Genomic DNA, 18,151 nt, shown 5'->3' on the forward strand with positions numbered 1-18,151 from the left:
CAGCCTGGCCGCGACCTGGACGGCGGACGCGTCGCCCACCCCGTCGACGCCGCCGCGCGGCCCCGCGTTGAGCGCGGCGATCGCGGCGGCCGTCGCGGTCACGTCACCGGTCGCGCACGTGGCGGCGCCGAGAACGGCCGGGAACGCGCCGTCCGTGCACTGGCTCCCGAGCAGGACGCGCAGCGGGACGGCCGCGTCCCCGGGGGACGCTCCGGCCGTGGTCGCCAGGATCGCCCACGCCTGCCGCCGGACGGACGTGTCGGCGCTGCCGAAGGAACCCGTGTCCTCGAAGCGCCCCTGGGGGGTGCGCAGCCGGGCGAGGCCGTCGCGGAGCCCGGCGACCGTGGTCGCGAGGTCCGCGGGCGCGGCGGGCTCGAACTGGAGGAAACGCGCGATGAGCTGGAGCTTCGCGAGCGGCTCGGCGTACGCCGCCGCCGACTTCTCGTACGGGACGCCGTACGCGTACGCCTTCACCGACTCCGGTGTCAGCAGGAACCGGGACGCGCGCGTGACCGCGACGGGCTGCTCGCCCAGCGAGCGGAGCGCGAACACGACGTCCGCGGTGGCGTCGTAGTCGACGTAGGTCCGGCCGCCTTCGGTGACCTCGATGTGGTCGCCGTCCACGAGCTTGCCCGCCAGGTAGGAGCCGAGCCGTCCGGCCGGGTCGGGGAGCGCGGCCTGTGCCTGGGTCTGTTTCGGTGTCACCACGGGGTTGTTCTGCGGGTTCGCCGTCCTCTTGTCACCGCCGCCGTTGCCCCCGCCCGGTGGGGGCGCGGGCGAGCCGTGCCGGCCGCTGGGCGGCGCCACGGACGGCGGGCTCGCGCCGGGCCTGGGCTTCGGCAACGGGAGCTGCCCGCCCGGCCTGGACGGCTGGTTCCCGTCGCCCCCGCCACCGGGCGGCGGGGTGCCGCCGGGTCCGTCGCCATCGCCGGGGTCGCCGCCGTCGCCTCCGCCCGGCACCTTGCCCTTCGCCAGGTCGTAGAAGCCGACCTGGGACAGGCCGAGAGAAGCCTGCGCACCGGCGCGGACCCACGTGTCGGTGCCGGTGATGCCGCTGTCGCGGGCGCTCTGGTACTGCTCGGGCGTGTAGGCGATCGCGCCGACCTGGTCCGCGAGCCGGTTTCCGGCGTCCGCGCTGGTGACCTGGGCGGACCTCAGGTAGGCGGTGCCCCTGTCCACGGCGTCCTTCGCGTCGCCCGCGTCCGCGAGCGCCTGCACGACCAGGCCCGTGCTGTTGGTGTTGGGCGCCTCGGTGCTGACGCCGCCGCCCCAGCCGCCGCCCGCCGCCTGGCGTCCCTTCAGCCACGCGACGGTCCTGCCGATCGGGCCGTCCAGGCCGGTCGCCCCCGCCTTGCGGGCCGCCAGCAGGGCCGACAGCGACATCGCGGTGGCGTCGCCGTCGGGCGCGGACTTGCCGGACGCCTTGTCCTCGTCGCAGGTGGAGAGCCTGGTGTTGTCCGAGGTGTGGTCGAAGAAGATCCGGAAGTAGCCGTCCGAGCACTGCTGGGAGAGCAGCGCGTCGATCGCGAGCCGGTCGTTCTCGCCCGCCCCGGCCAGGCCGATCACGCCGAGCGCCTGGCCGAACATGTTGGAGTTGTTGTAGACCGAGCTCGACAGGTCCGGGTTCTTGGAGTAGTCGCTGACGCGTCCCTTGTCCGGCCCGGTGCGCATGATCGCGCCCTGGACCTCGGCGACCATGTCGTGGCCGCCGAACCTGCGCGGATCGCGCCCCGACGCCTCCGCGGCGACCAGCACCTTGGCGGCCGCGCCGCCGGTGATCACCGCGTCGTAGCCCTGGTTCGGGACGAGGCCGTCCCAGGTGTAGTAGTCGGTCGCGTGCTTGCCGTCGTCCAGGTACGCGGCGATCGGGTCGGCGAGCCTCCCCTCACCGGCGGCGCGCAGCGCGAACAGGGTGTCGATCATCAGCCCGTGGTCGGGCAGCGTCCCGCCGTTGGGGTTGCGCAGCGTGCCGTCCGCGCCGAGTTGGCGCGCCAGCCAGCGCGCGTTGGCCCGCGCCGCCGACGCCTCGGCCCGCGCCGAGGCCGGCGGTGCGGCCCGTGTCACCGGCGGCCCGGCGGCACTCGCCGTCCCGGCCAGGCCGGGGACGGCCACGGAGAACGCGGTACCGGCTGCGGCGGCCAGTACCCCGAACTTCTGTCGTTTCCTGCACCACGTGCGGTCCACGCCCTCGTCCTTTGCTGGAGAAGCAGGAGAGGACGGTCCCGGATCCGGTGCCGTTCGTGCCCGCCCCTGCTTCTCGCGACAGTGGGTCTGACAGAACCCGTCCGCGGATGGACCCGACTCGTCACCTCAGAGGTGACCCACGGTTGCGCGACAGTGCCGGATTTCGACCGGCTTCCTCACAACGGACGGAGCTATTCTTTTGTGATCAAACGGCGCCGAGCGTACCACCGGGCCGGACGCGGGTGAAGCCCCGATCGCTCCGCCCGAACGCGCCGGGGCACCGGGCGCCCGGGCGAGCGGTCAGGGACGGGCGGGATCCCACCAGGTCAGGTTCGCCTGGGCCTGGGCGGCGGGTTCGATGGTCTCCCAGCACTCGGCGATCAGGCCGTCCTCGACCCGCCAGATGTCGACGACCGTGATCTCCGGGCCGTCGCCGGGGAGCCGGCGCCGCGAGTGCATCACGACGTGGTCGCCGTCGGCCAGCAGGTGGCGGACCTCGAGGCTCATGCCCTCGAGATGGGTGAGCGCCGCCTCGACGGCGGCGAGCCATTCGGTCCTGGTCTTGGAGGTCCCGTCCGGGCGATGGTGGACGAAGTCGTCGCTCAGCCGCGGTTCGAGCACGAAGGCGCTGCCCGTCTCGACGAATTCGGTCAGTGCGCGTTGAACAACGCTCTTGTTGTCCAAGCTCTCGTTGTCCGCGCTCTCGTTGTCCATGGTGATTTCTGCGGTCATGGCGGCAGTGTTTCCGCGATGGTCGCGGTTGTCGATGAAATCGCATTTCATTGCGCCCGGTCCCACGGCGAGTAGTGTCGGTGACCGTGCAGACGGTCGGGGAACTCCTGCGGCAGTGGCGGCTTCGCCGACGGCTCAGCCAGCTCGATCTCGCGATCGCGGCCGACGTCTCGGCCCGCCATGTCAGCCTGGTCGAGACAGGAAGGTCCAAGCCGAGCGCCGCGATGGTCCTGCGGCTCGCGGACCAGCTCGACGTGCCGCTGCGCGACCGCAACCGGCTGCTGCTCGCGGCCGGTTTCGCGCCCCGGTACACCGAGCGGGCCCTCGGCGACGACGCGCTGTCGGCCGCCCGGGGCGCCGTCGAAAGGGTGCTCCGCGCGCACGAGCCGTATCCCGCGCTGGCCTTCGACCGGCGGTGGAACATCATCATGACCAATCGCGCGGTCGAGCCGTTCTTCGAGGACGTCGATCCGGACCTTCTGCGACCGCCGGTCAACCTCGTGCGGCTGGGACTGGACCCGCGCGGTCTCGCTCCCCTGGTCGTCAATATCGCCGACGTGCGCACGATGTTCCGCTCCCGGATCCGGCGTCAACTCGCGGTGGCGCCCGACGCCGAACTCGCCGCGCTCTCCGCCGAACTGCTGGAGGCCGATTCCGACGACGACGTGAGCCTGTCGGCCGACGCCGACGTCGTGATCCCGATGCTCCTCCGGATCGGCGGACGAGAACTACGGCTGTTCTCGACCATCACCACGTTCGGCACCCCTATGGACATCACCCTCGACGAGGTCGCGATCGAGTCCTACTACCCGGCGGACGCGGAGAGCGCCGCCTACTTCGAGCACTCGGGCTGACGCGAGCCCGGCGGCGGACGCCGCCGTCACCTCCCACCCCGGATTCCCGAAAACGGCAACGAAGGTTGCCGGAGATCGAGCCTCGGGCGCACCTTGGGCCGCGGAGGTGATCGCCGTGAGCGACGGGAAGACCGTGGCAGCGAACGATGCGATGAACGACGTCGTGGTGGTCGGGGGCGGTGTGGCCGGGCTGAACGCGGCCCTGGTGCTGGCACGGGCCCGCCGCCGGGTGGTCGTGGTGGACGGCGGGACACCCCGCCATGCCCCTGCCGCGCACACGCACGGCTTTCTGACCCGGGACGGAATGTCCCCGGCGGCGCTGGCGGAGGCGGGCCGGGCCGAGGTGGCCCGGTACGGAGTGCCGCTGATCGATGGCCGGGTGGATCACGTCCAGGCGGACCGCGAGGGCGCCGCCGGATTCCTCGTGCGGCCGGCCGGCGGCCCGGTCCTGAAGGCCCGCCGGGTGCTGGTGGCCACGGGGCTGCGGGACGACCTGCCCGAGATCCCCGGAGTGCGCGAGCGGTGGGGGCGGGATCTGCTGCACTGCCCGTACTGCCACGGATACGAGGTCCGCGACGAGCCGATCGGGGTGCTGGGCACCGGTCCGGGCTCCGTGCATCAGGCGCTGCTGTTGCGCCAGTGGTCGGACGACGTGGTGTTCCTGCCGCACACCTCGGACCTGGCCGACGGTGACCGCGAGCGTCTGACCGCTCGCGGCATCCCGATCCTCGACGGCCGGGTCAGGTGGCTGGTGGTGGACGGCGACCGGCTGCGCGGGGTCGAACTCGCCGAGGGGCGTGTCGTGCCTCGGCGCGCGGTGTTCGTCTTCCCGCGCATGGTGCCCCACGACGCGTTGCTGACCGGCCTGGGGTGCGAGAGGAGCGCTGACGGCTGGGTGGTCACCGACGCCTCGGGGCGTACCGGCGTCCCCGGGGTGTGGGCGGCCGGCAACGTCCGGGATCCGAGGGCCCAGGCGGTCACCGCGGCCGGCCAGGGCGCGGCGGCCGCGTTCGCCATCAACCATGACCTGGTGGACGAGGAGGCCGAACGGGCCGTCGAGGACTACCGCGCCACGGGCACCGCTCCCCATGCCCCTCATCACCTCCCCGCCGCGCTGCGGTAGATCGCCGAGCCCGGCCTCCCCGAAAGACACCGGCACGCGCCGCGAAACCCGGCGTGCCGGGACCTGTCCGCAACAAGGAGATCTTCACCATGCCCGCACAACCCGCCGTCCCCGTGGACAGCGTCACCGAGCAGACCTTCCCCACCCGCGTGCTGCAGGCGGAGAAGCCGGTCCTGATCCAGTTCTGGGCCACCTGGTGCGCGCCGTGCCGCCGGGTCACCCCGATCGTGGAGGAGCTGGCCGCCGAGCACGCGGACCGGCTGGACGTGGTCAAGGTCGACATCGACGAGGAGGAGGCACTGACGATCCAGCACCGGATCTCCGGGGTCCCCGCGTTCATCGTCTATGTGGACGGCCAGATCAAGGAGTCGTGGGTCGGGGCTGCCCCCAAGAACGCCCTGGAGAAGCGACTCGCCGCCTACCTGCGCTGACTCCGACGTCACCCGAACGATCCGCTGAGGAGAGAGAACCTTGCCTGAGAACGACCAGAGGCCGCTGAGCACCGTCGCCGGCGCGCCGGTCCCCGACAACCAGAACTCCCTGACCGCGGGCCCCCGCGGCCCGATGCTCCTCCAGGACGTGTGGTTCCTGGAGAAGCTCGCCCACTTCGACCGCGAGGTCATCCCGGAACGCCGGATGCACGCGAAGGGGTCGGGCGCGTTCGGCACCTTCACGGTGACGGGCGACATCACGCGGTACACCAGCGCCAAGATCTTCTCCGAGGTCGGCAAGAAGACCGAGCTGTTCGCCCGCTTCTCGACCGTCGCGGGCGAGCGCGGCGCCGCCGACGCCGAACGGGACATCAGGGGCTTCGCGGTCAAGTTCTACACCGACGAAGGCAACTGGGACCTCGTCGGCAACAACACCCCGGTGTTCTTCCATCGCGACCCGCTGAAGTTCCCCGACCTCAACCACGCGGTGAAGCGGGACCCACGCACCAACCTGCGCGACCCCGAGAACAACTGGGACTTCTGGACCAACCTTCCGGAGGCGCTGCACCAGGTCACGATCGTGATGTCGGATCGGGGCATCCCGGCGTCCTACCGCCACATGCACGGCTTCGGTTCGCACACCTTCAGCCTCATCAACGCCGAGGGCGAGCGGTTCTGGGTGAAGTTCCACCACCGCACCCGGCAGGGCATCAGGAACCTCACCGACGCGGAGGCCGAGGCGCTGGTCGGCAGGGACCGGGAGTCCCACCAGCGCGACCTGTTCGACGCGATCGAGAACGGTGACTTCCCGAGGTGGACGCTCTGCGTCCAGATCATGCCGGAGGCCGACGCCGCCGGCTACAGGTACCACCCGTTCGACCTCACCAAGGTGTGGTCGAAGAAGGACTACCCGCTGATCGAGGTCGGCGAGTGGGAACTGAACCGCAACCCCGGCAACTACTTCGCCGACGTGGAGCAGGCCGCCTTCACCCCGGCCAACGTGGTTCCGGGCATCGGCTTCTCGCCCGACAAGATGCTGCAGGGGCGGCTGTTCTCCTACGGCGACACCCAGCGGTACCGCCTGGGGGTGAACCACCACCAGATCCCGGTCAACACGCCGAAGAACCCGGCGAACTCCTACCACCGCGACGGAGCCATGCGCGTCGACGGCAACCAGGGCGGGACGCCGGGCATCGAGCCGAACTCGTACGGCCGCTGGCAGGAGGAGCCTGCCTACCGCGCCCCGAGCCAGGCCGTCGGTGCGGTCGCCGACCGGTTCGACTTCCGCGAGGACGACGACAACTACTTCGAGCAGCCCGGGATCCTGTTCCGGAACATGTCCCCCGAGCAGCAGCGGGTGCTCTTCGAGAACACCGCGCGGTCGATCGACGGCGCCTCGCGGGCGACCATCGAGCGGCACATCGCCAACTGCGCCCAGGCCGACCCGGCCTACGGCGAGGGCGTCCGCAAGGCGGTCGAGGCGCTGGCGGCGGGCAGGCCCTGAGGCCCGTCGCCAGCGGCGGACCTGCGGTTGAAACGGAAGGGAGAACGATGACGGCCGTGGTCGGTGAGCTGGTCTCATACCCGGTCAAGGGTTGTGCCGGTGTCTCGTCGGGCGAGGCGGTGCTGACCGGGGCGGGACCGGCCCACGACCGCGCCTTCATGGTGGTCGACGCGAACGGGAGGTTCCGCAGCCAGCGGCGGGATCCGCGGCTGGCGCTCGTCCGGCCCGGGATCGGCGACGGCGACGGCGACAGTGGCGGCGGCGAGCGGCTCACGCTCAGCGCGCCCGGATACGAGGCCCTGGACATCGCGGTCGATCTGGACTCGCCCCGCCGGGACGTGGAGCTGTTCGGCCAGGGCTTCCGGGCCGTCGACCAGGGGGACGCCGCCGCCGAGTGGCTGTCCTCGGTGCTCGGCGCGGCGAGCAGGCTGGTGCGGGTGCCGCCGGAGCACGACAGGGTCACCGACGGCCGGACGGCCGGGACTTCCGGCTTCGCCGACAGCAGCCCCGTGCACGTCCTCTCCCGGGCCACGCTGGACGAGCTGAACCGGCGGGTGGACGGGCCGCCGGTGCCGATGTCCCGCTTCCGCCCGAACATCGTGATCGACGGATGGGACGAGCCGCACTTGGAGGACCGCGCGGACCGCGTCGTCGTCGGCGCCGCCGAACTCGCCTACGCCAAGCTCGCGATCCGGTGCGCCGTCACGCTGGTCGATCAGCGGAGCGGCGGCAAGGCCGGTCCCGAGCCGCTCCGCACGCTCGCCACGTATCGGCGCGCGGCGGCGGGCGGCGTGGCGTTCGGCGCCAAGTTCTCGGTCCTGCGTCCCGGCAGGATCGCGGTGGGCGACGTGGTGACGGTCACCGCCTGGACCGACTCCCAGCTCGACGAACCGCGGCCCGTGTAGGACGACGTCAGAGGAACAGGAAGAACGCTCCGGCGGCGTGGCCGACGACGACCAGGACGAGGCCGGCGAAGAAGATGTACTTGGCCGTGGGGTGGTCGAACTGGCCCTTGGGGGTCGCGCCCTCGACGGAGCGGCGCTGCGCCTGGTCCTCCAGCTCGTCCAGGGTGGGCAGGAAGGAGGGGCGTTTGAAGGCCATCGGGGCTCCTTGTGCTGGGTGTGCGGCGGCCTCACCCGGGCCGGTAATTGCCAAAATTAGCAATTGCGCACTTCATTATCCAAGCGGGGTCGCCTCGAGGGGCCCGCCGGCCACCACACCCTAGGTCACGCCCGATGCCCTTCCGCCGGATCGTTCGGCGCGTCCGCACGCGGGATCAGCGCGTCCGCACGCCGGACCGGCGCGTCCGCGACACGGCGGCCGATCGGGGGTGCGGAGACCCGTCGATCGCTACCGTGTGCGATGAGTTGAACACTTGTCGTGAAGACATCGGGAGGGCATCCATGAAAACCGCTCCGATCATCCTGGCCGCCGGTCTCGTCGCGGGACCGGTGGCCGCGGCGGCGCCCGCTGGGGCCGCCGTCGAGCGGACGGCGTCCTACGAGTGCTCGGGACTCTCCTCCTCCCTCGGCCGTCCGGCGGAGGCCGTCGGCCAGAACTGCGAGGCCGCCCCGGGCTCCCCGACGCGCGGCCGCTTCGAGGGCAGGGTCAAGATCGCCGTCCCGCTGCTGGGATCGGCCCACTGCCGGAGCGTCGACCTTCGCGACTACCCGGAGAAGATCGTCGGCCACGAGTGCACGTACGAGATCGGCGAGTGACGCCGCGCCCGTCCGGCTAGTGCCGGCCCTGCTTGAGCATGGCCAGGTGCCTCTGGATGACGGGGACGGCCTGCCGGGCCAGCGCCCGGACGGTCGGGTCGGAGCCCTGGGCCACCTCGGTGTTCGTCCCCGCCAGGGCCTGCTCGTGCCCGCTGATCTGGTAGGCGATGAACTGGTTGTCGAAGGCCGCTCCCGTGATCGCGCCGAGTTGTTCCTGCTGGGCGGCCTGGTCGGCCGTGGGCTCGCCCGGCAGGCCCACCTGGAACCGTTCGGCGGTGCTGACGACCGCCTGGTCCAGCTGGGTGTGGTCGGTCACCAGCGTCGCCGCCTCCGACTGGATCTGCGGGCTGCCGCTCTTGTCCTGGGCGAGCTGCCCGGCCTCGATCTCGGCGACGTTGCCCTGGTGGGCCTGGGCGAGCCAGGTCTTGTCCTGCGCGGAGAGATCACGGGGCGAGGACGCGACGGACGAGGTCGCGGGCACGGCGGCCTGCCGGCGCTGCTGGTAGGCCCCGCACGCCGTCCCCGTCGTCACGATCGCCGCGGCGGCGGCCACGACCGCCGGCCACCGGGTGATGGACAGCATGATCCGATCTCCTGACTCGCCGCACCGCACTACCTCCCCTCCCCTTGTGATCTGACCGAAACGCGTGTTTTAAACCCGCCCTGACCAGGGCACACGCCCGTCCGCCCGGTCGAGAGGACGCGCGGAACGGCGGCCGCACAGGGCCTGGCGCCTCCTCAGGTCCCCTCGCCGAACCGGTACTCGGCGCCCTGGGAGGAATCGCGTCCGCCGCGGGCGGGGGGCGCGACGCGGCGGGTCTGGTGGACGATCAGGGCGATGAGCAGGACGGACAGCGCCGCCGAGCCCCAGAGCGTCCCCCAGCCGAGCCCGCCCTCGTCCACCGGTTTGATGAGCGCGTCGCCGCCCGCCGCGCCCAGCGGACGCGTGAGGACGAACGCGACCCAGAACAGCAGCGTGGTGTTCACGCCGGTCAGGTGGTGGACGGCGACGAGGACGGCCATGAGCGCGGCGATGAGCAGGAAGGCGTCGCGGAAGCCGAGGCCGGTGTCGTCCGAGAGCCAGTCGCCGCTGGCGGTGCCGAGGGTGTTCGAGACCAGGATCGCGGCCCAGTAGAGGGCCTCGCCCGTGCGGGTGCCGATGCTCTCGACGTCGCGGCTCTGCCCCGTGCGCCACCAGACGGCGAAGACGAGGGCGAGCAGCGTCGACAGGAGCAGGGCGCCCCAGCCGTAGCCGAGCCCGTCGGTGGCGGAGCCGTGGCCGGGGCCTCGGTCGAGGAGGTCGGACATCTCGGTGCCGACCATGCTGGTGCCGAGCACGACCGTCCAGAACACCGCCGGGCGGTACCGGAACGACGCGACCTGGACCGCCAGCACGGCCAGGAAGCCCGTGAGGAAGAGCGCCTCCGTGGCGACGTAGCCGAGCCCCAGGGTGATCCCGACCAGGTCCCCGGCCGTCTCCCCCAGCGTCACCGCGACGATCTTGAGGGCCCAGAAGAGGGCCGTGACCTGCGGAAGCTTCCGTACCGTCAAGCCATCGAGCATCCCCGCCGACATGCGCGCTCCGATCATCGGAGCCATCACGCCCCGAGTCGCCCCGACTACGTACGGCGACCGAAGGTAGCAGCGCGCGAGCGGCCGGGCACGGATATTTCTACAAGTGCGTAGAACATATTCGGGGGCTCCGGGTCCCTATGAAGATCCTCTGAAACCTTCCTGAAAGGAGGCGCCGGGCCGGGGCGCGGGGTTCACTGCTGGAGGTCACCACCCCGCCCCCGCCTGACGACTCCCGACTCCCGACTCCCCCTGCCGCCCCACTCCGAAGGATCCCGAATGCCCGCCACCGTCTGGGGACTGCCCGTCCACCCGCTGGTCGTCCACCTCGTCGTCTTCCTGATCCCCCTGGTCGCGCTGGCCGGGCTCGTCGTGGCGCTGTGGCCGCGGGCGCGCCGGGTCGCCGCCCCCTGGGTCCTCGGCCTGACCACCCTCGGGGCCGTGTCCGTGCCGATGGCCACGTCCAGCGGCGAGGGCCTGGAGAAGCGGGTGCCGCACTCGGCGCTCGTGGAGAAGCACGCCGAGCTCGCCGACGGGCTGCTCCCCTTCGTCGCCGGTCTCTGGCTGGCCCTGGCCGTCATCGTGGCCGTCGCCTGGTACTCCCGCCGCGCGGCCTCCGCTCCCCGCTGGGCCACCGCCGTCACCGTCGTCGCCGCCGTCCTCACCGTCGGGGCGTCCGCCGCGACGGGCGTCCAGGTCGTCCGGATCGGGCACAGCGGGGCCAAGGCCACCTGGCACGACGTCGGCCAGGAGCGGTCCGGCCGATAGCCCCGCCTTTCCCCGCGTTCGGCAACTCTCGCTCCAACGGCGGGCCAAGGCTTCCGCCCCGGCGCGTCACCGGGAGGCCGGGCGGGAATGCCCGGGCGGTGGAGGAGAAGCCCGACGCCCGGTACCTGCTCGCGAACGAGCGCACCTACCTGGCCTGGATGCGGACGTGCCTGGCGTTCATCGTCGGCGGCGCCGCGCTGAGCCAGCTCGGCGTCGAGCACCGGTACGCGTGGCTGCGGGCGCTGACCGTCGGGCTGGCCGTCCTCGGCGGCATCGTCATGACGCCGCTGGTCTACCGGCACTGGCGCGTCAACGAGCGGGCCCTGCGGAGCGACGCGCCGCTGCCCGGCCACCACCTGCCGTCGGTCTTCCTGGCGCTGACGCTCGTCATCGGCGCCGGGCTCGTCGCCCTGCTCGCCCTCGCGCGGTAGCTCACCCGGTGGCTCGCGCGGTGGCTCGCGCGGTGGCTCGCGCGGTGGCTCGCGCGGTGGCTCGCGCGGTGGCTCGCGCGGTGGTCAGACGCAGACGGACCTCAGGGTCGCGGCCAGGTCGTTCACCCGGGACTGGAGCTCGGCGAGGTGCTCCACGAGCGTCTCGTCCGCGACGGCGAGCAGGTCGTCGGGGTCGATGGCCAGGATGTTCCTGGACGTCGCCGACAGCGTCCGCGCGAACTTCGCCCGCTGCTCGCGGACGAACGCGTCCGGGTCGGCCTGGACGGCGCGGTCGACGAGCTCCCGGACGAACTCGTAGGCGTCGTCCACGGCCTCGCCGCCGGGCTCGTCCCCGCGGACGCGGGCGAGCCGCTCGTCGGCGAGGACGACCGGCGACAGGTCGAGCGCCACGACCTGCCCGCCGGGGGTCCGGGCCGTCCCCTCGTCCAGGACGCGGGACACGTACTCCAGGTGGTCGGCGCGGCGCTGCTCGGCCTTCGCGACCTTCCTGGCCTCGGGGTCGGCCAGGGCGCGGGAGATGGTCGCGGCGCGTTCCTCCGGACGGGAGAGCAGCGCCTCCCGGGCGGCGTCGGCGGTGAGCCGGTCGCCGAGGATCGCGGCCCGCATCGCGGGACGGTGACCGGTGATCTCCAGCGCCTTCCGGTGGCTCGCGCCGATCGCCTCGGCCTCCGCGACGACCCGCTGCCCCTTCTCGCCGGACGATCCGGGCGCCGCGTAGTAGGCGGGCCAGAGGTCCGCCTCGGGCAGGTCGGTCTCGGCGCCGGGGGCGAGGGTCGCGGCGTCCGGGACGAGGCCGTCGTCGGCGGCGGCCCGCCACGCCCTCCAGTGCCGGTCGACGCGCGCGACGCCGCATCCGGCGCGTTCGGCGAACGCCTTCGCCGGGACCTTGCCGTCCCCGGTGGGCTCGTCCCTGGTGACGCTCCTCGCGACCAGGAGCCCGAACGTCCAGCCGCCGGCGGCGGCGAACGTCCCGAAGCGCTCGGCGTCCCGGGAGACCGGATCCTTCGGCTGACCGTTCACGCTCGCTCCCCCGGCCGGGCGGGACGACGGGCGCCCGGCCTCCGTGCGCGCCAGGCTATAGGACGCGCCTCGCGCGGGACCTGCGGCGGCGCCGTGCCCGGCGCGCCGCCGGTGGAGTCCGGTCAACCCGTCCCAATGGTTCCGCAATATGGCCCGCCGACGGGTCGAAGCACCGCCGTCCCGTCGGCTAGACAGGGGCGGTCACCGTTTCCGGCCTCGTCCTCGGTCGCTCGCCGGGACGCCCGGCCACCCTGCGGAGGACGCGTGGGCAAGGACCCCGAGGAGAGCCGGCTGCTGCGGTGGCTGCTGCGGGCGTTCATCTCGGTGCGCGGCCGCGCCACGGTGATCACGGTCGTCCTGTCGGGGTCGGTGCTGGCGCTGGCGACGGTGCTGGCGGTGCAGCTACTGGCGTACACGGGCCAGTTCTCCGCGCGGCAGCACGCGTCCGCCACGTTGCAGCGCGTCCTCTACGACCTCACCCTCGGGGAGGGCCTGACGGCCGTGACCCCGGGGCCGGGCGAGGCGAAGCTGATCCAGATCGTCGAGCCGGGCGGGCACATCGTCGCCGCGTCGCCGGATCTCCAGGGCAGCCCGCCGCTGAACCCGACCGCGCCGCGGATGGCGGACCTGCTGATCGGCAAGACCGCGTGCCAGCCGTTCCTGCCGTCCTGTGTCGAGCTGGTCGGCCTGCGCGTCGGCGGGGCGCAGTTCCCGAGGGCCCCGGTCGTGTACGTCGCCGACAAGGTCGACCCGGCGCTGACCAGGCCGCGCCTGTACCTGGAGGGCACCGCGATCGCGCTCGCGCTGCTGCTGCTCATGTCGTGGTGGACGTGGCGGACGATCGGCGACGCGTTCCGTCCGGTCGAGGCGATCCGGCGGCAACTGGCCGAGATCACCAACAGGGGGCTGCGGGAGCTCGGGCGGCGGGTGCCGGTGCCGCGGAGCGGCGGGGAGATCCAGGAGCTGGCCGTCACGGTGAACGACGCGCTGGAGCGGCTGGAGCAGGCCACCAACCGGGAGCGGCGGTTCGTCTCCGAGGCGTCCCATGACCTGCGCAACCCGATCGCGGGCCTGCACACCCGGCTGGAGGTCGCGCTGGACGAACCGGACGACTACGCGTGGAAGCCGATGGTCCGGGGCGCGCTGCGGGACACCGCGCGGCTCAACGACATCGTCGCCGACCTGCTGGAACTGTCGCGGCTGGACGCCCGTTCGCCCGTCGCCCTGGAGCGGGTGGACCTCGCGGATCTGACCCGGCGCGAGGTCGGCGCGCGCCCGTGGCGGGTGCCGGTCACGACCCGGCTCGAGGACGGCGTGGAGGTGATGGGCGCGCACGTCCGGCTCAGCCGCGTCCTCGGCAACCTGCTCAACAACGCCGAGCGGCACGCCGAGACGGGCATCGAGGTCATCGTGGGACGGGACGGCGGGGACGCCGTCCTGGAGGTCCGCGACGACGGGTCGGGCATCCCGGAGGACGCCCGCGAACGCGTCTTCGAGCGGTTCGCCCGGCTCGCCGAGTCGCAGCGCCGCGACCCGGCGGGCACGGGCCTCGGCCTGCCCATCGCGCGGGAGATCGCCCGCATCTACGGCGGCGACCTGCGCGCCGCCGACAGCCCGCGAGGCGCCCGCTTCGTCATGCGCCTCCCCCTGGCCCCACCCCCGGGAGTCGACACCGAGGCGACCTGACGGGTGCGGGGCGGGGCCCGGTATGCGGGCGGGGGGCAGGTGTGCGGGCGGTCAGGCGGCGCGGCCGCCGTCCACGGGGAGGGTCACGCCGGTGACGTAGGAGGCGCGGTCGCTGAGCAGCCAGGCGGCCGCCTCGGCGATCTCGTCCGGCTCGGCGGCGCGGCCCAGCGGGGTCCGGGCGTTGAGGCCCTCGATGACGCCCGGGGAGCGCTCGTCCCAGGTGGTGACCGGTTCGGTGAGGGTCGTGCCCGGCGCGATCGCGTTGACGCGGACGCCCTCGGGGCCGTAGGCGACGGCGGCCGTCTCGGTCAGGCTGTTGAGGGCGCGCTTCAGCGCCCCGTAGGCCGGGAGGACGGGGTTGCCGCGCAGGCTCCCGACGCTGGAGTTGTTGACGATCGCGCCGCGTCCTGCGGTCGCGCGGATGGCGGCGACCTCGGCCTTCATGGCGTGCCACTGGCCCTTGAGGTTGACGGTGTAGAGGACGTCGAAGTCGTCGGCGGTGGTGTCCTCGAAGGACGCGGCCGGGGTGGTCGCCGCGGCGTTGTTGAACGCGACGTCGAGGCGTCCGAACACCTCGACGGCGCGGTCGACGGCCGCGCGGACGCTGTCCGGGTCGGCCATGTCGCACTCGACGTGCGCGGCGTCGCCGCCGTCCGCGCGGATCCCCTCGGCGACCTCGGCGAGCTGGTCGCGCGTGCGGGCGGCGAGCATGACGCGGGCGCCCTCGCGGGCGAACAGGCGCGCCGACGCGGCGCCGATGCCGCGTCCCGCGCCGGTGACGAAGGCGACCTTGCCGGACAGCAGACCCGAAGACGTGTTGATCATGTACGGAGTGTCCCGCGCGGCGGGGAGGTCATCCAGGGATCGCGGGGCCCTGGGTGGCGGTCATCGGGCTGTTCCAGGTCTTCATGAGGGCGACCAGGCCGCCGGTGTAGCTGTGCTCGGCCTTGACGTAGTCGCGGCCGCCGCGGCCGAAGGACCAGGCCACGGCGTTCATCTCCTCGTCGTCGCGGGACGGGGAGGAGCGGAAGAACGTGGCCAGGCGGTCGTTGAGGGCCGGGTAGCGTCCGGGCGGCAGCCTGAGGGCGTAGACGCCGACGCGTTCGATCAGCCCGTCGGACGGGCGCACCGTGACGTTGAAGGTGTGGCCGTCGCCCGGGGTGAACTCGATCATGTCCGCGAGGAGTTCCGGGGACGGCGGGTTCCCGCCGGCGAGGGAGACCAGGTCGGCGGCGACGTCCCGGGTGAGCCGCCTGGACGTCCTGAAGTAGAGGTTCGCGGTGTTCGCCAGGTAGTCGACGGCCACGTGCCGCACGGACGTCAGGCCCAGCTCGCGGAACCGCTCCTCGTGCCCCCGGAGGACCTCCGGGACGCCGGACGCGCCCAGCACCTCCCCGACGGGGCGCCTGCCGCCCAGGAAGATCCAGGTCTTCGCGATCCCGCGTTCGGCGTCGAAGTCGACGAGCTCGGTGGACGCGGCGCCGTACAGCGAGCTCCAGGACGTGATCAGCGGGATCATCGGGTGGTCGGCGTCCAGGAGTCCGGCGCGGACGGCCGTGCCGACCGAGTCGGTGGGACGGCGCTCGTAGAAGCGGTAGTTGAGCGGGCCGCCGGGGCGGTCGTTGGTGCGCCAGAGCACCGCGCCGTCCCGGAACCCGTCCGGGTAGGCGTCGAGGACGGCCCGCGTGGCCGCCTCCGAGTAGGGCGCGTCGATGGCGTCCGCCGTCGCCTTCGCATCGAGAAGGAACTGCCCGGGAGAGAACCGGTGGGAAGTGGTCATGGGACTCCGATCGGCGGGGACGACAATCGAGCCGGATCCCACACTCTAGGGAGAATCCACCCCAGGGAGAAACCACCCGATTCCACCACGATCGTGGCCGTGTCCGTGGCGGAACCGGGTGGCCGACCGCCCGCGTCAGGCGGTGGCGCGGATGACCTCGTAGAGGGCCGCCATGCCCTCGTCCTGGTGGCCCTCGGCGAGGGCGCGGTCGAACATGCCCTTGAGGGCCTCCGGGAGCGACGCGTCGACGCCGGCGGCGCGGGCGGCCTCGATGACGTGGCCGACGCTGATCGCCTCCATGAGCACCGTGTCGGCGGCGCCCGGGTAGGTGCCGGTCGTCATCTGCTCGGCGCAGATCTTCACGAAGCCCATCGCGCCGTCCTCGCCGATGCTCCGGACGATCGGGGCGGCGACCTCGGCGTAGTCGCGCGGGGTGACGCCCGCGCTGGCGACCAGGGCCGCGGCCTGCATGAACCCGCCGAGGACGGCGGCGAACAGGTAGAACCCGGCGAGGTAGTACAGCGCCGCGAGGCCCGGGTCCGCGCCGACGTAGGACGTGTCGGTGATCGCGGCGAGGGTCGCGCGGTGCCGCTCGAGGGCCGCCTCGGGACCGGCGATGTAGGTCTCGGCGGCGGGCGTCCCGATGCCGGGGACGGGGGTCATGATGCCGCCGGGCAGCAGCTGCGCGCCGTGGGACTCGGCCCACTTCGCGGCCTCGCGGACCTCCTCCGGGCTGCCGGAGCTGAGGTTGACCAGGACGCGTCCGGCGAGCGCGTGCTCGGCGCCCTTCAGGGACGCGTACATCGCGTCGTAGTGGGTCTGGCTGAAGACGACGAGCTCGTTGGCGGCGAGGGCCTCGGCGGCGCTCCCCGCGACGGTCGCGCCCTTGGCGCCGAGCGGCTCGGCCTTGGCCGTCGTCCGGTTCCAGACCGTGACCTCGTGGCCCTTCTCCAGGAAGACCTCGGCCATACGCGTGCCCATGGAGCCGAGCCCGATGACGGTTACCGACATGGTGTATCTCCTTGATTCTCGTGGATGACCCCAGCTTCGGGCGGAGCGCTACGGATTCCCTTCCGGTGCACTACGGATTGGTCCGTAGGCTGGTGCTCATGCGTTTCGGGGTGCTCGGGCCGCTCGCGGTGTGGACGGACGGTGGCGACCCCGTCCGGGTGCCCGAGGCCAAGGTGCGGCTTCTGCTCGTGGTGTTGCTGGCCGCCGAGGGCGGGGTCGTCTCGTCCGATCGGCTTGTCGAGGAGCTGTGGGGGGAGCGTCCGCCGCGTAATCCTTCGGGGACGTTGCAGGCGCGGGTCTCCCAACTGCGGAAGGTCTTGGAGGACGCCGAACCCGGGGGACGCGGGCTCGTCCGCTCACAACCGCCCGGCTACGCGCTCGCCGCGGACGCCACGGACGCGCGGGAGTTCACCGACCTGGTCGCGCGCGCACGAGATGAAGCGGACGCGCGCACGCGAGCGAAGCTGTTCGACGAGGCCCTAGCCCTCTGGCGCGGGCCTGTGTACGCCGAATTCTTCGACATGTACGCCGGGACGGCCCTGGAAGAGGCCCGGCTCACCGCGATCGAGGAGCAGGCCGAGGCCCGGCTGGAGATCGGCGAGTTCCCGGCCCTGGCCGAGGTCGTCGCCCGGCATCCGCTGAGGGAGCGGCTGCGCGCGGCGCACATCCGCGGGCTGTACCGCGCCGGACGGCAGGCCGAGGCGCTCGCCGACTACGAGGCGCTGCGGCGGCTCCTCGCCGAGGAGCTGGGCGTCGATCCGAGCCCCGCGCTGGCCGAGCTGCACCGGTCGATCCTGCGGCAGGCGGACGAGCCGGAACCGGCGCGCCCGGCCTCCAACCTGCCCGCGACCATCGGCGACCTCATCGGGCGGGAGCGGGACGTCGCGCAGGCGCGGGCGGCGCTGCGCGGCGAACGGCTGGTCACGCTCACCGGGCCGGGAGGGGTCGGCAAGACCCGGCTGGCCGTGGAGGTCGCGGCGCGGTCGGCCCGGGAGTACCCGGACGGGACGTGGCTGGTGGAGCTGGCCGGGGGCCGCCCGCGCGACGCGTCCGAGCTGGCCGACCTGGTCGCCGGGGTGCTCGGGCACCGGGACGGGACCGACGCGTCCCCGCCCGTCGAGCGGCTGGCGGCGGCGCTGCGCCCGCACCGGACGCTGCTCGTCCTCGACAACTGCGAGCACGTCGTGGACGCCGTCGCCGACCTGGCCGGACGGCTGCTGGCGGCGGCGCCCGGGCTGACCGTCCTCGCGACGTCGCGGGAGCCGCTCGGCGTCGCGGGCGAGCGTGTACGGGCCGTGCCGCCGCTGGAGGCGGGG

Annotated in this window: 19 protein-coding genes and 1 riboswitch; of the genes, 10 read left to right on the forward strand and 9 right to left on the reverse strand. The window is 73.0% G+C overall.

Features of this window, described 5'->3' with window-relative positions:
• On the reverse strand, window positions 1–2,184 hold a 2,184-nt coding region (locus tag EBO15_RS38190; RefSeq protein ID WP_122199353.1), incomplete at its 3' end, for a prenyltransferase/squalene oxidase repeat-containing protein.
• A 54-nt stretch (window positions 2,185–2,238) separates the two neighbouring features.
• A riboswitch (adenosylcobalamin (AdoCbl) riboswitch) is annotated at window positions 2,239–2,387 on the reverse strand.
• Between the two features lie 97 nt (window positions 2,388–2,484).
• Window positions 2,485–2,916 carry a nuclear transport factor 2 family protein gene (locus tag EBO15_RS38195; protein WP_233616743.1) on the reverse strand — a complete coding sequence of 144 codons (432 nt, stop codon included), beginning with the start codon at window positions 2,914–2,916 and terminating at the stop codon, window positions 2,485–2,487.
• Between the two features lie 80 nt (window positions 2,917–2,996).
• On the opposite strand from EBO15_RS38195, the gene EBO15_RS38200 reads away from it, so the two are divergent.
• From EBO15_RS38200 to EBO15_RS38220, 5 genes are all read left to right on the forward strand, one after another.
• The gene (locus EBO15_RS38200; RefSeq protein WP_233616744.1) at window positions 2,997–3,770 is read left to right on the forward strand and encodes a helix-turn-helix domain-containing protein; all 774 of its coding nucleotides are present in this window, start codon (window positions 2,997–2,999) and stop codon (window positions 3,768–3,770) included.
• 115 nt (window positions 3,771–3,885) lie between these two features.
• Window positions 3,886–4,893: an NAD(P)/FAD-dependent oxidoreductase gene (locus EBO15_RS38205; protein WP_233616745.1), complete on the forward strand. Its 1,008-nt coding sequence runs from the start codon at window positions 3,886–3,888 to the stop codon at window positions 4,891–4,893.
• An 89-nt stretch (window positions 4,894–4,982) separates the two neighbouring features.
• Entirely contained in the window at window positions 4,983–5,324 is a 342-nt protein-coding gene (locus tag EBO15_RS38210; protein ID WP_122199369.1) for a thioredoxin family protein, read from the forward strand.
• A 40-nt stretch (window positions 5,325–5,364) separates the two neighbouring features.
• The gene (locus tag EBO15_RS38215; RefSeq protein ID WP_122199355.1) at window positions 5,365–6,828 is read left to right on the forward strand and encodes a catalase; all 1,464 of its coding nucleotides are present in this window, start codon (window positions 5,365–5,367) and stop codon (window positions 6,826–6,828) included.
• 47 nt (window positions 6,829–6,875) lie between these two features.
• Complete coding sequence (locus tag EBO15_RS38220) at window positions 6,876–7,733, forward strand: MOSC domain-containing protein (RefSeq protein ID WP_122199356.1); 858 nt, start codon at window positions 6,876–6,878, stop codon at window positions 7,731–7,733.
• 7 nt (window positions 7,734–7,740) lie between these two features.
• Here the strand turns inward: EBO15_RS38220 and EBO15_RS38225 are convergent, their stop codons facing one another.
• A complete protein-coding gene (locus EBO15_RS38225) occupies window positions 7,741–7,929 on the reverse strand; it encodes a hypothetical protein (protein ID WP_122199357.1) in 189 nt (62 codons plus the stop codon).
• Window positions 7,930–8,231: 302 nt separating this feature from the next.
• On the opposite strand from EBO15_RS38225, the gene EBO15_RS38230 reads away from it, so the two are divergent.
• Entirely contained in the window at window positions 8,232–8,546 is a 315-nt protein-coding gene (locus EBO15_RS38230; RefSeq protein ID WP_122199358.1) for a hypothetical protein, read from the forward strand.
• A 16-nt stretch (window positions 8,547–8,562) separates the two neighbouring features.
• Here EBO15_RS38230 and EBO15_RS38235 read toward each other — a convergent pair whose 3' ends face one another.
• Window positions 8,563–9,129 carry a DUF4142 domain-containing protein gene (locus tag EBO15_RS38235; protein WP_122199359.1) on the reverse strand — a complete coding sequence of 189 codons (567 nt, stop codon included), beginning with the start codon at window positions 9,127–9,129 and terminating at the stop codon, window positions 8,563–8,565.
• Between the two features lie 155 nt (window positions 9,130–9,284).
• On the reverse strand, window positions 9,285–10,097 hold the full coding sequence (locus tag EBO15_RS38240; protein ID WP_199745088.1) for a COG4705 family protein: 813 nt from the start codon (window positions 10,095–10,097) through the stop codon (window positions 9,285–9,287).
• A 300-nt stretch (window positions 10,098–10,397) separates the two neighbouring features.
• Between EBO15_RS38240 and EBO15_RS38245 the strand changes: the two genes are divergently transcribed.
• The gene (locus EBO15_RS38245) at window positions 10,398–10,886 is read left to right on the forward strand and encodes a DUF2231 domain-containing protein (protein WP_122199360.1); all 489 of its coding nucleotides are present in this window, start codon (window positions 10,398–10,400) and stop codon (window positions 10,884–10,886) included.
• 98 nt (window positions 10,887–10,984) lie between these two features.
• Window positions 10,985–11,317 (forward strand): YidH family protein, encoded by a 333-nt coding sequence (locus EBO15_RS38250; protein ID WP_122199361.1) that lies wholly within the window; start codon window positions 10,985–10,987, stop codon window positions 11,315–11,317.
• A gap of 84 nt (window positions 11,318–11,401) precedes the next feature.
• Here EBO15_RS38250 and EBO15_RS38255 read toward each other — a convergent pair whose 3' ends face one another.
• Window positions 11,402–12,358, reverse strand: a complete 957-nt coding sequence (locus EBO15_RS38255) for a hypothetical protein (RefSeq protein ID WP_122199362.1) — start codon at window positions 12,356–12,358, stop codon at window positions 11,402–11,404.
• Window positions 12,359–12,622: 264 nt separating this feature from the next.
• Between EBO15_RS38255 and EBO15_RS38260 the strand changes: the two genes are divergently transcribed.
• Window positions 12,623–14,044, forward strand: coding sequence for a sensor histidine kinase (locus EBO15_RS38260; RefSeq protein WP_233616746.1), 1,422 nt, complete (start codon window positions 12,623–12,625; stop codon window positions 14,042–14,044).
• Window positions 14,045–14,095: 51 nt separating this feature from the next.
• Here EBO15_RS38260 and EBO15_RS38265 read toward each other — a convergent pair whose 3' ends face one another.
• From EBO15_RS38265 to EBO15_RS38275, 3 genes are all read right to left on the reverse strand, one after another.
• Window positions 14,096–14,869, reverse strand: a complete 774-nt coding sequence (locus EBO15_RS38265) for an SDR family NAD(P)-dependent oxidoreductase (protein ID WP_122199364.1) — start codon at window positions 14,867–14,869, stop codon at window positions 14,096–14,098.
• Window positions 14,870–14,897: 28 nt separating this feature from the next.
• The gene (locus tag EBO15_RS38270; RefSeq protein ID WP_122199365.1) at window positions 14,898–15,824 is read right to left on the reverse strand and encodes an aromatic prenyltransferase; all 927 of its coding nucleotides are present in this window, start codon (window positions 15,822–15,824) and stop codon (window positions 14,898–14,900) included.
• A 135-nt stretch (window positions 15,825–15,959) separates the two neighbouring features.
• The gene (locus EBO15_RS38275; RefSeq protein ID WP_122199366.1) at window positions 15,960–16,835 is read right to left on the reverse strand and encodes an NAD(P)-dependent oxidoreductase; all 876 of its coding nucleotides are present in this window, start codon (window positions 16,833–16,835) and stop codon (window positions 15,960–15,962) included.
• 98 nt (window positions 16,836–16,933) lie between these two features.
• Here EBO15_RS38275 and EBO15_RS38280 point away from each other — a divergent pair.
• On the forward strand, window positions 16,934–18,151 hold a 1,218-nt coding region (locus tag EBO15_RS38280), incomplete at its 3' end, for an AfsR/SARP family transcriptional regulator (RefSeq protein WP_147481848.1).

The sequence above is a fragment of the Actinomadura harenae genome (genome assembly GCF_003696215.1).
GTDB classification, from domain to species: Bacteria; Actinomycetota; Actinomycetes; order Streptosporangiales; family Streptosporangiaceae; genus Spirillospora; species Spirillospora harenae.

Bases quoted from the DNA above. Each gene is read 5' to 3' on its own strand.
- EBO15_RS38195 (WP_233616743.1), bottom strand. From the start codon at position 2,916: ATGACCGCAGAAATCACCATGGACAACGAGAGCGCGGACAACGAGAGC.
- EBO15_RS38210 (WP_122199369.1), top strand. From the start codon at position 4,983: ATGCCCGCACAACCCGCCGTCCCCGTGGACAGCGTCACCGAGCAGACC.
- EBO15_RS38220 (WP_122199356.1), top strand. From the start codon at position 6,876: ATGACGGCCGTGGTCGGTGAGCTGGTCTCATACCCGGTCAAGGGTTGT.
- EBO15_RS38225 (WP_122199357.1), bottom strand. From the start codon at position 7,929: ATGGCCTTCAAACGCCCCTCCTTCCTGCCCACCCTGGACGAGCTGGAG.
- EBO15_RS38230 (WP_122199358.1), top strand. From the start codon at position 8,232: ATGAAAACCGCTCCGATCATCCTGGCCGCCGGTCTCGTCGCGGGACCG.
- EBO15_RS38235 (WP_122199359.1), bottom strand. From the start codon at position 9,129: ATGCTGTCCATCACCCGGTGGCCGGCGGTCGTGGCCGCCGCCGCGGCG.
- EBO15_RS38245 (WP_122199360.1), top strand. From the start codon at position 10,398: ATGCCCGCCACCGTCTGGGGACTGCCCGTCCACCCGCTGGTCGTCCAC.
- EBO15_RS38265 (WP_122199364.1), bottom strand. From the start codon at position 14,869: ATGATCAACACGTCTTCGGGTCTGCTGTCCGGCAAGGTCGCCTTCGTC.
- EBO15_RS38270 (WP_122199365.1), bottom strand. From the start codon at position 15,824: ATGACCACTTCCCACCGGTTCTCTCCCGGGCAGTTCCTTCTCGATGCG.
- EBO15_RS38275 (WP_122199366.1), bottom strand. From the start codon at position 16,835: ATGTCGGTAACCGTCATCGGGCTCGGCTCCATGGGCACGCGTATGGCC.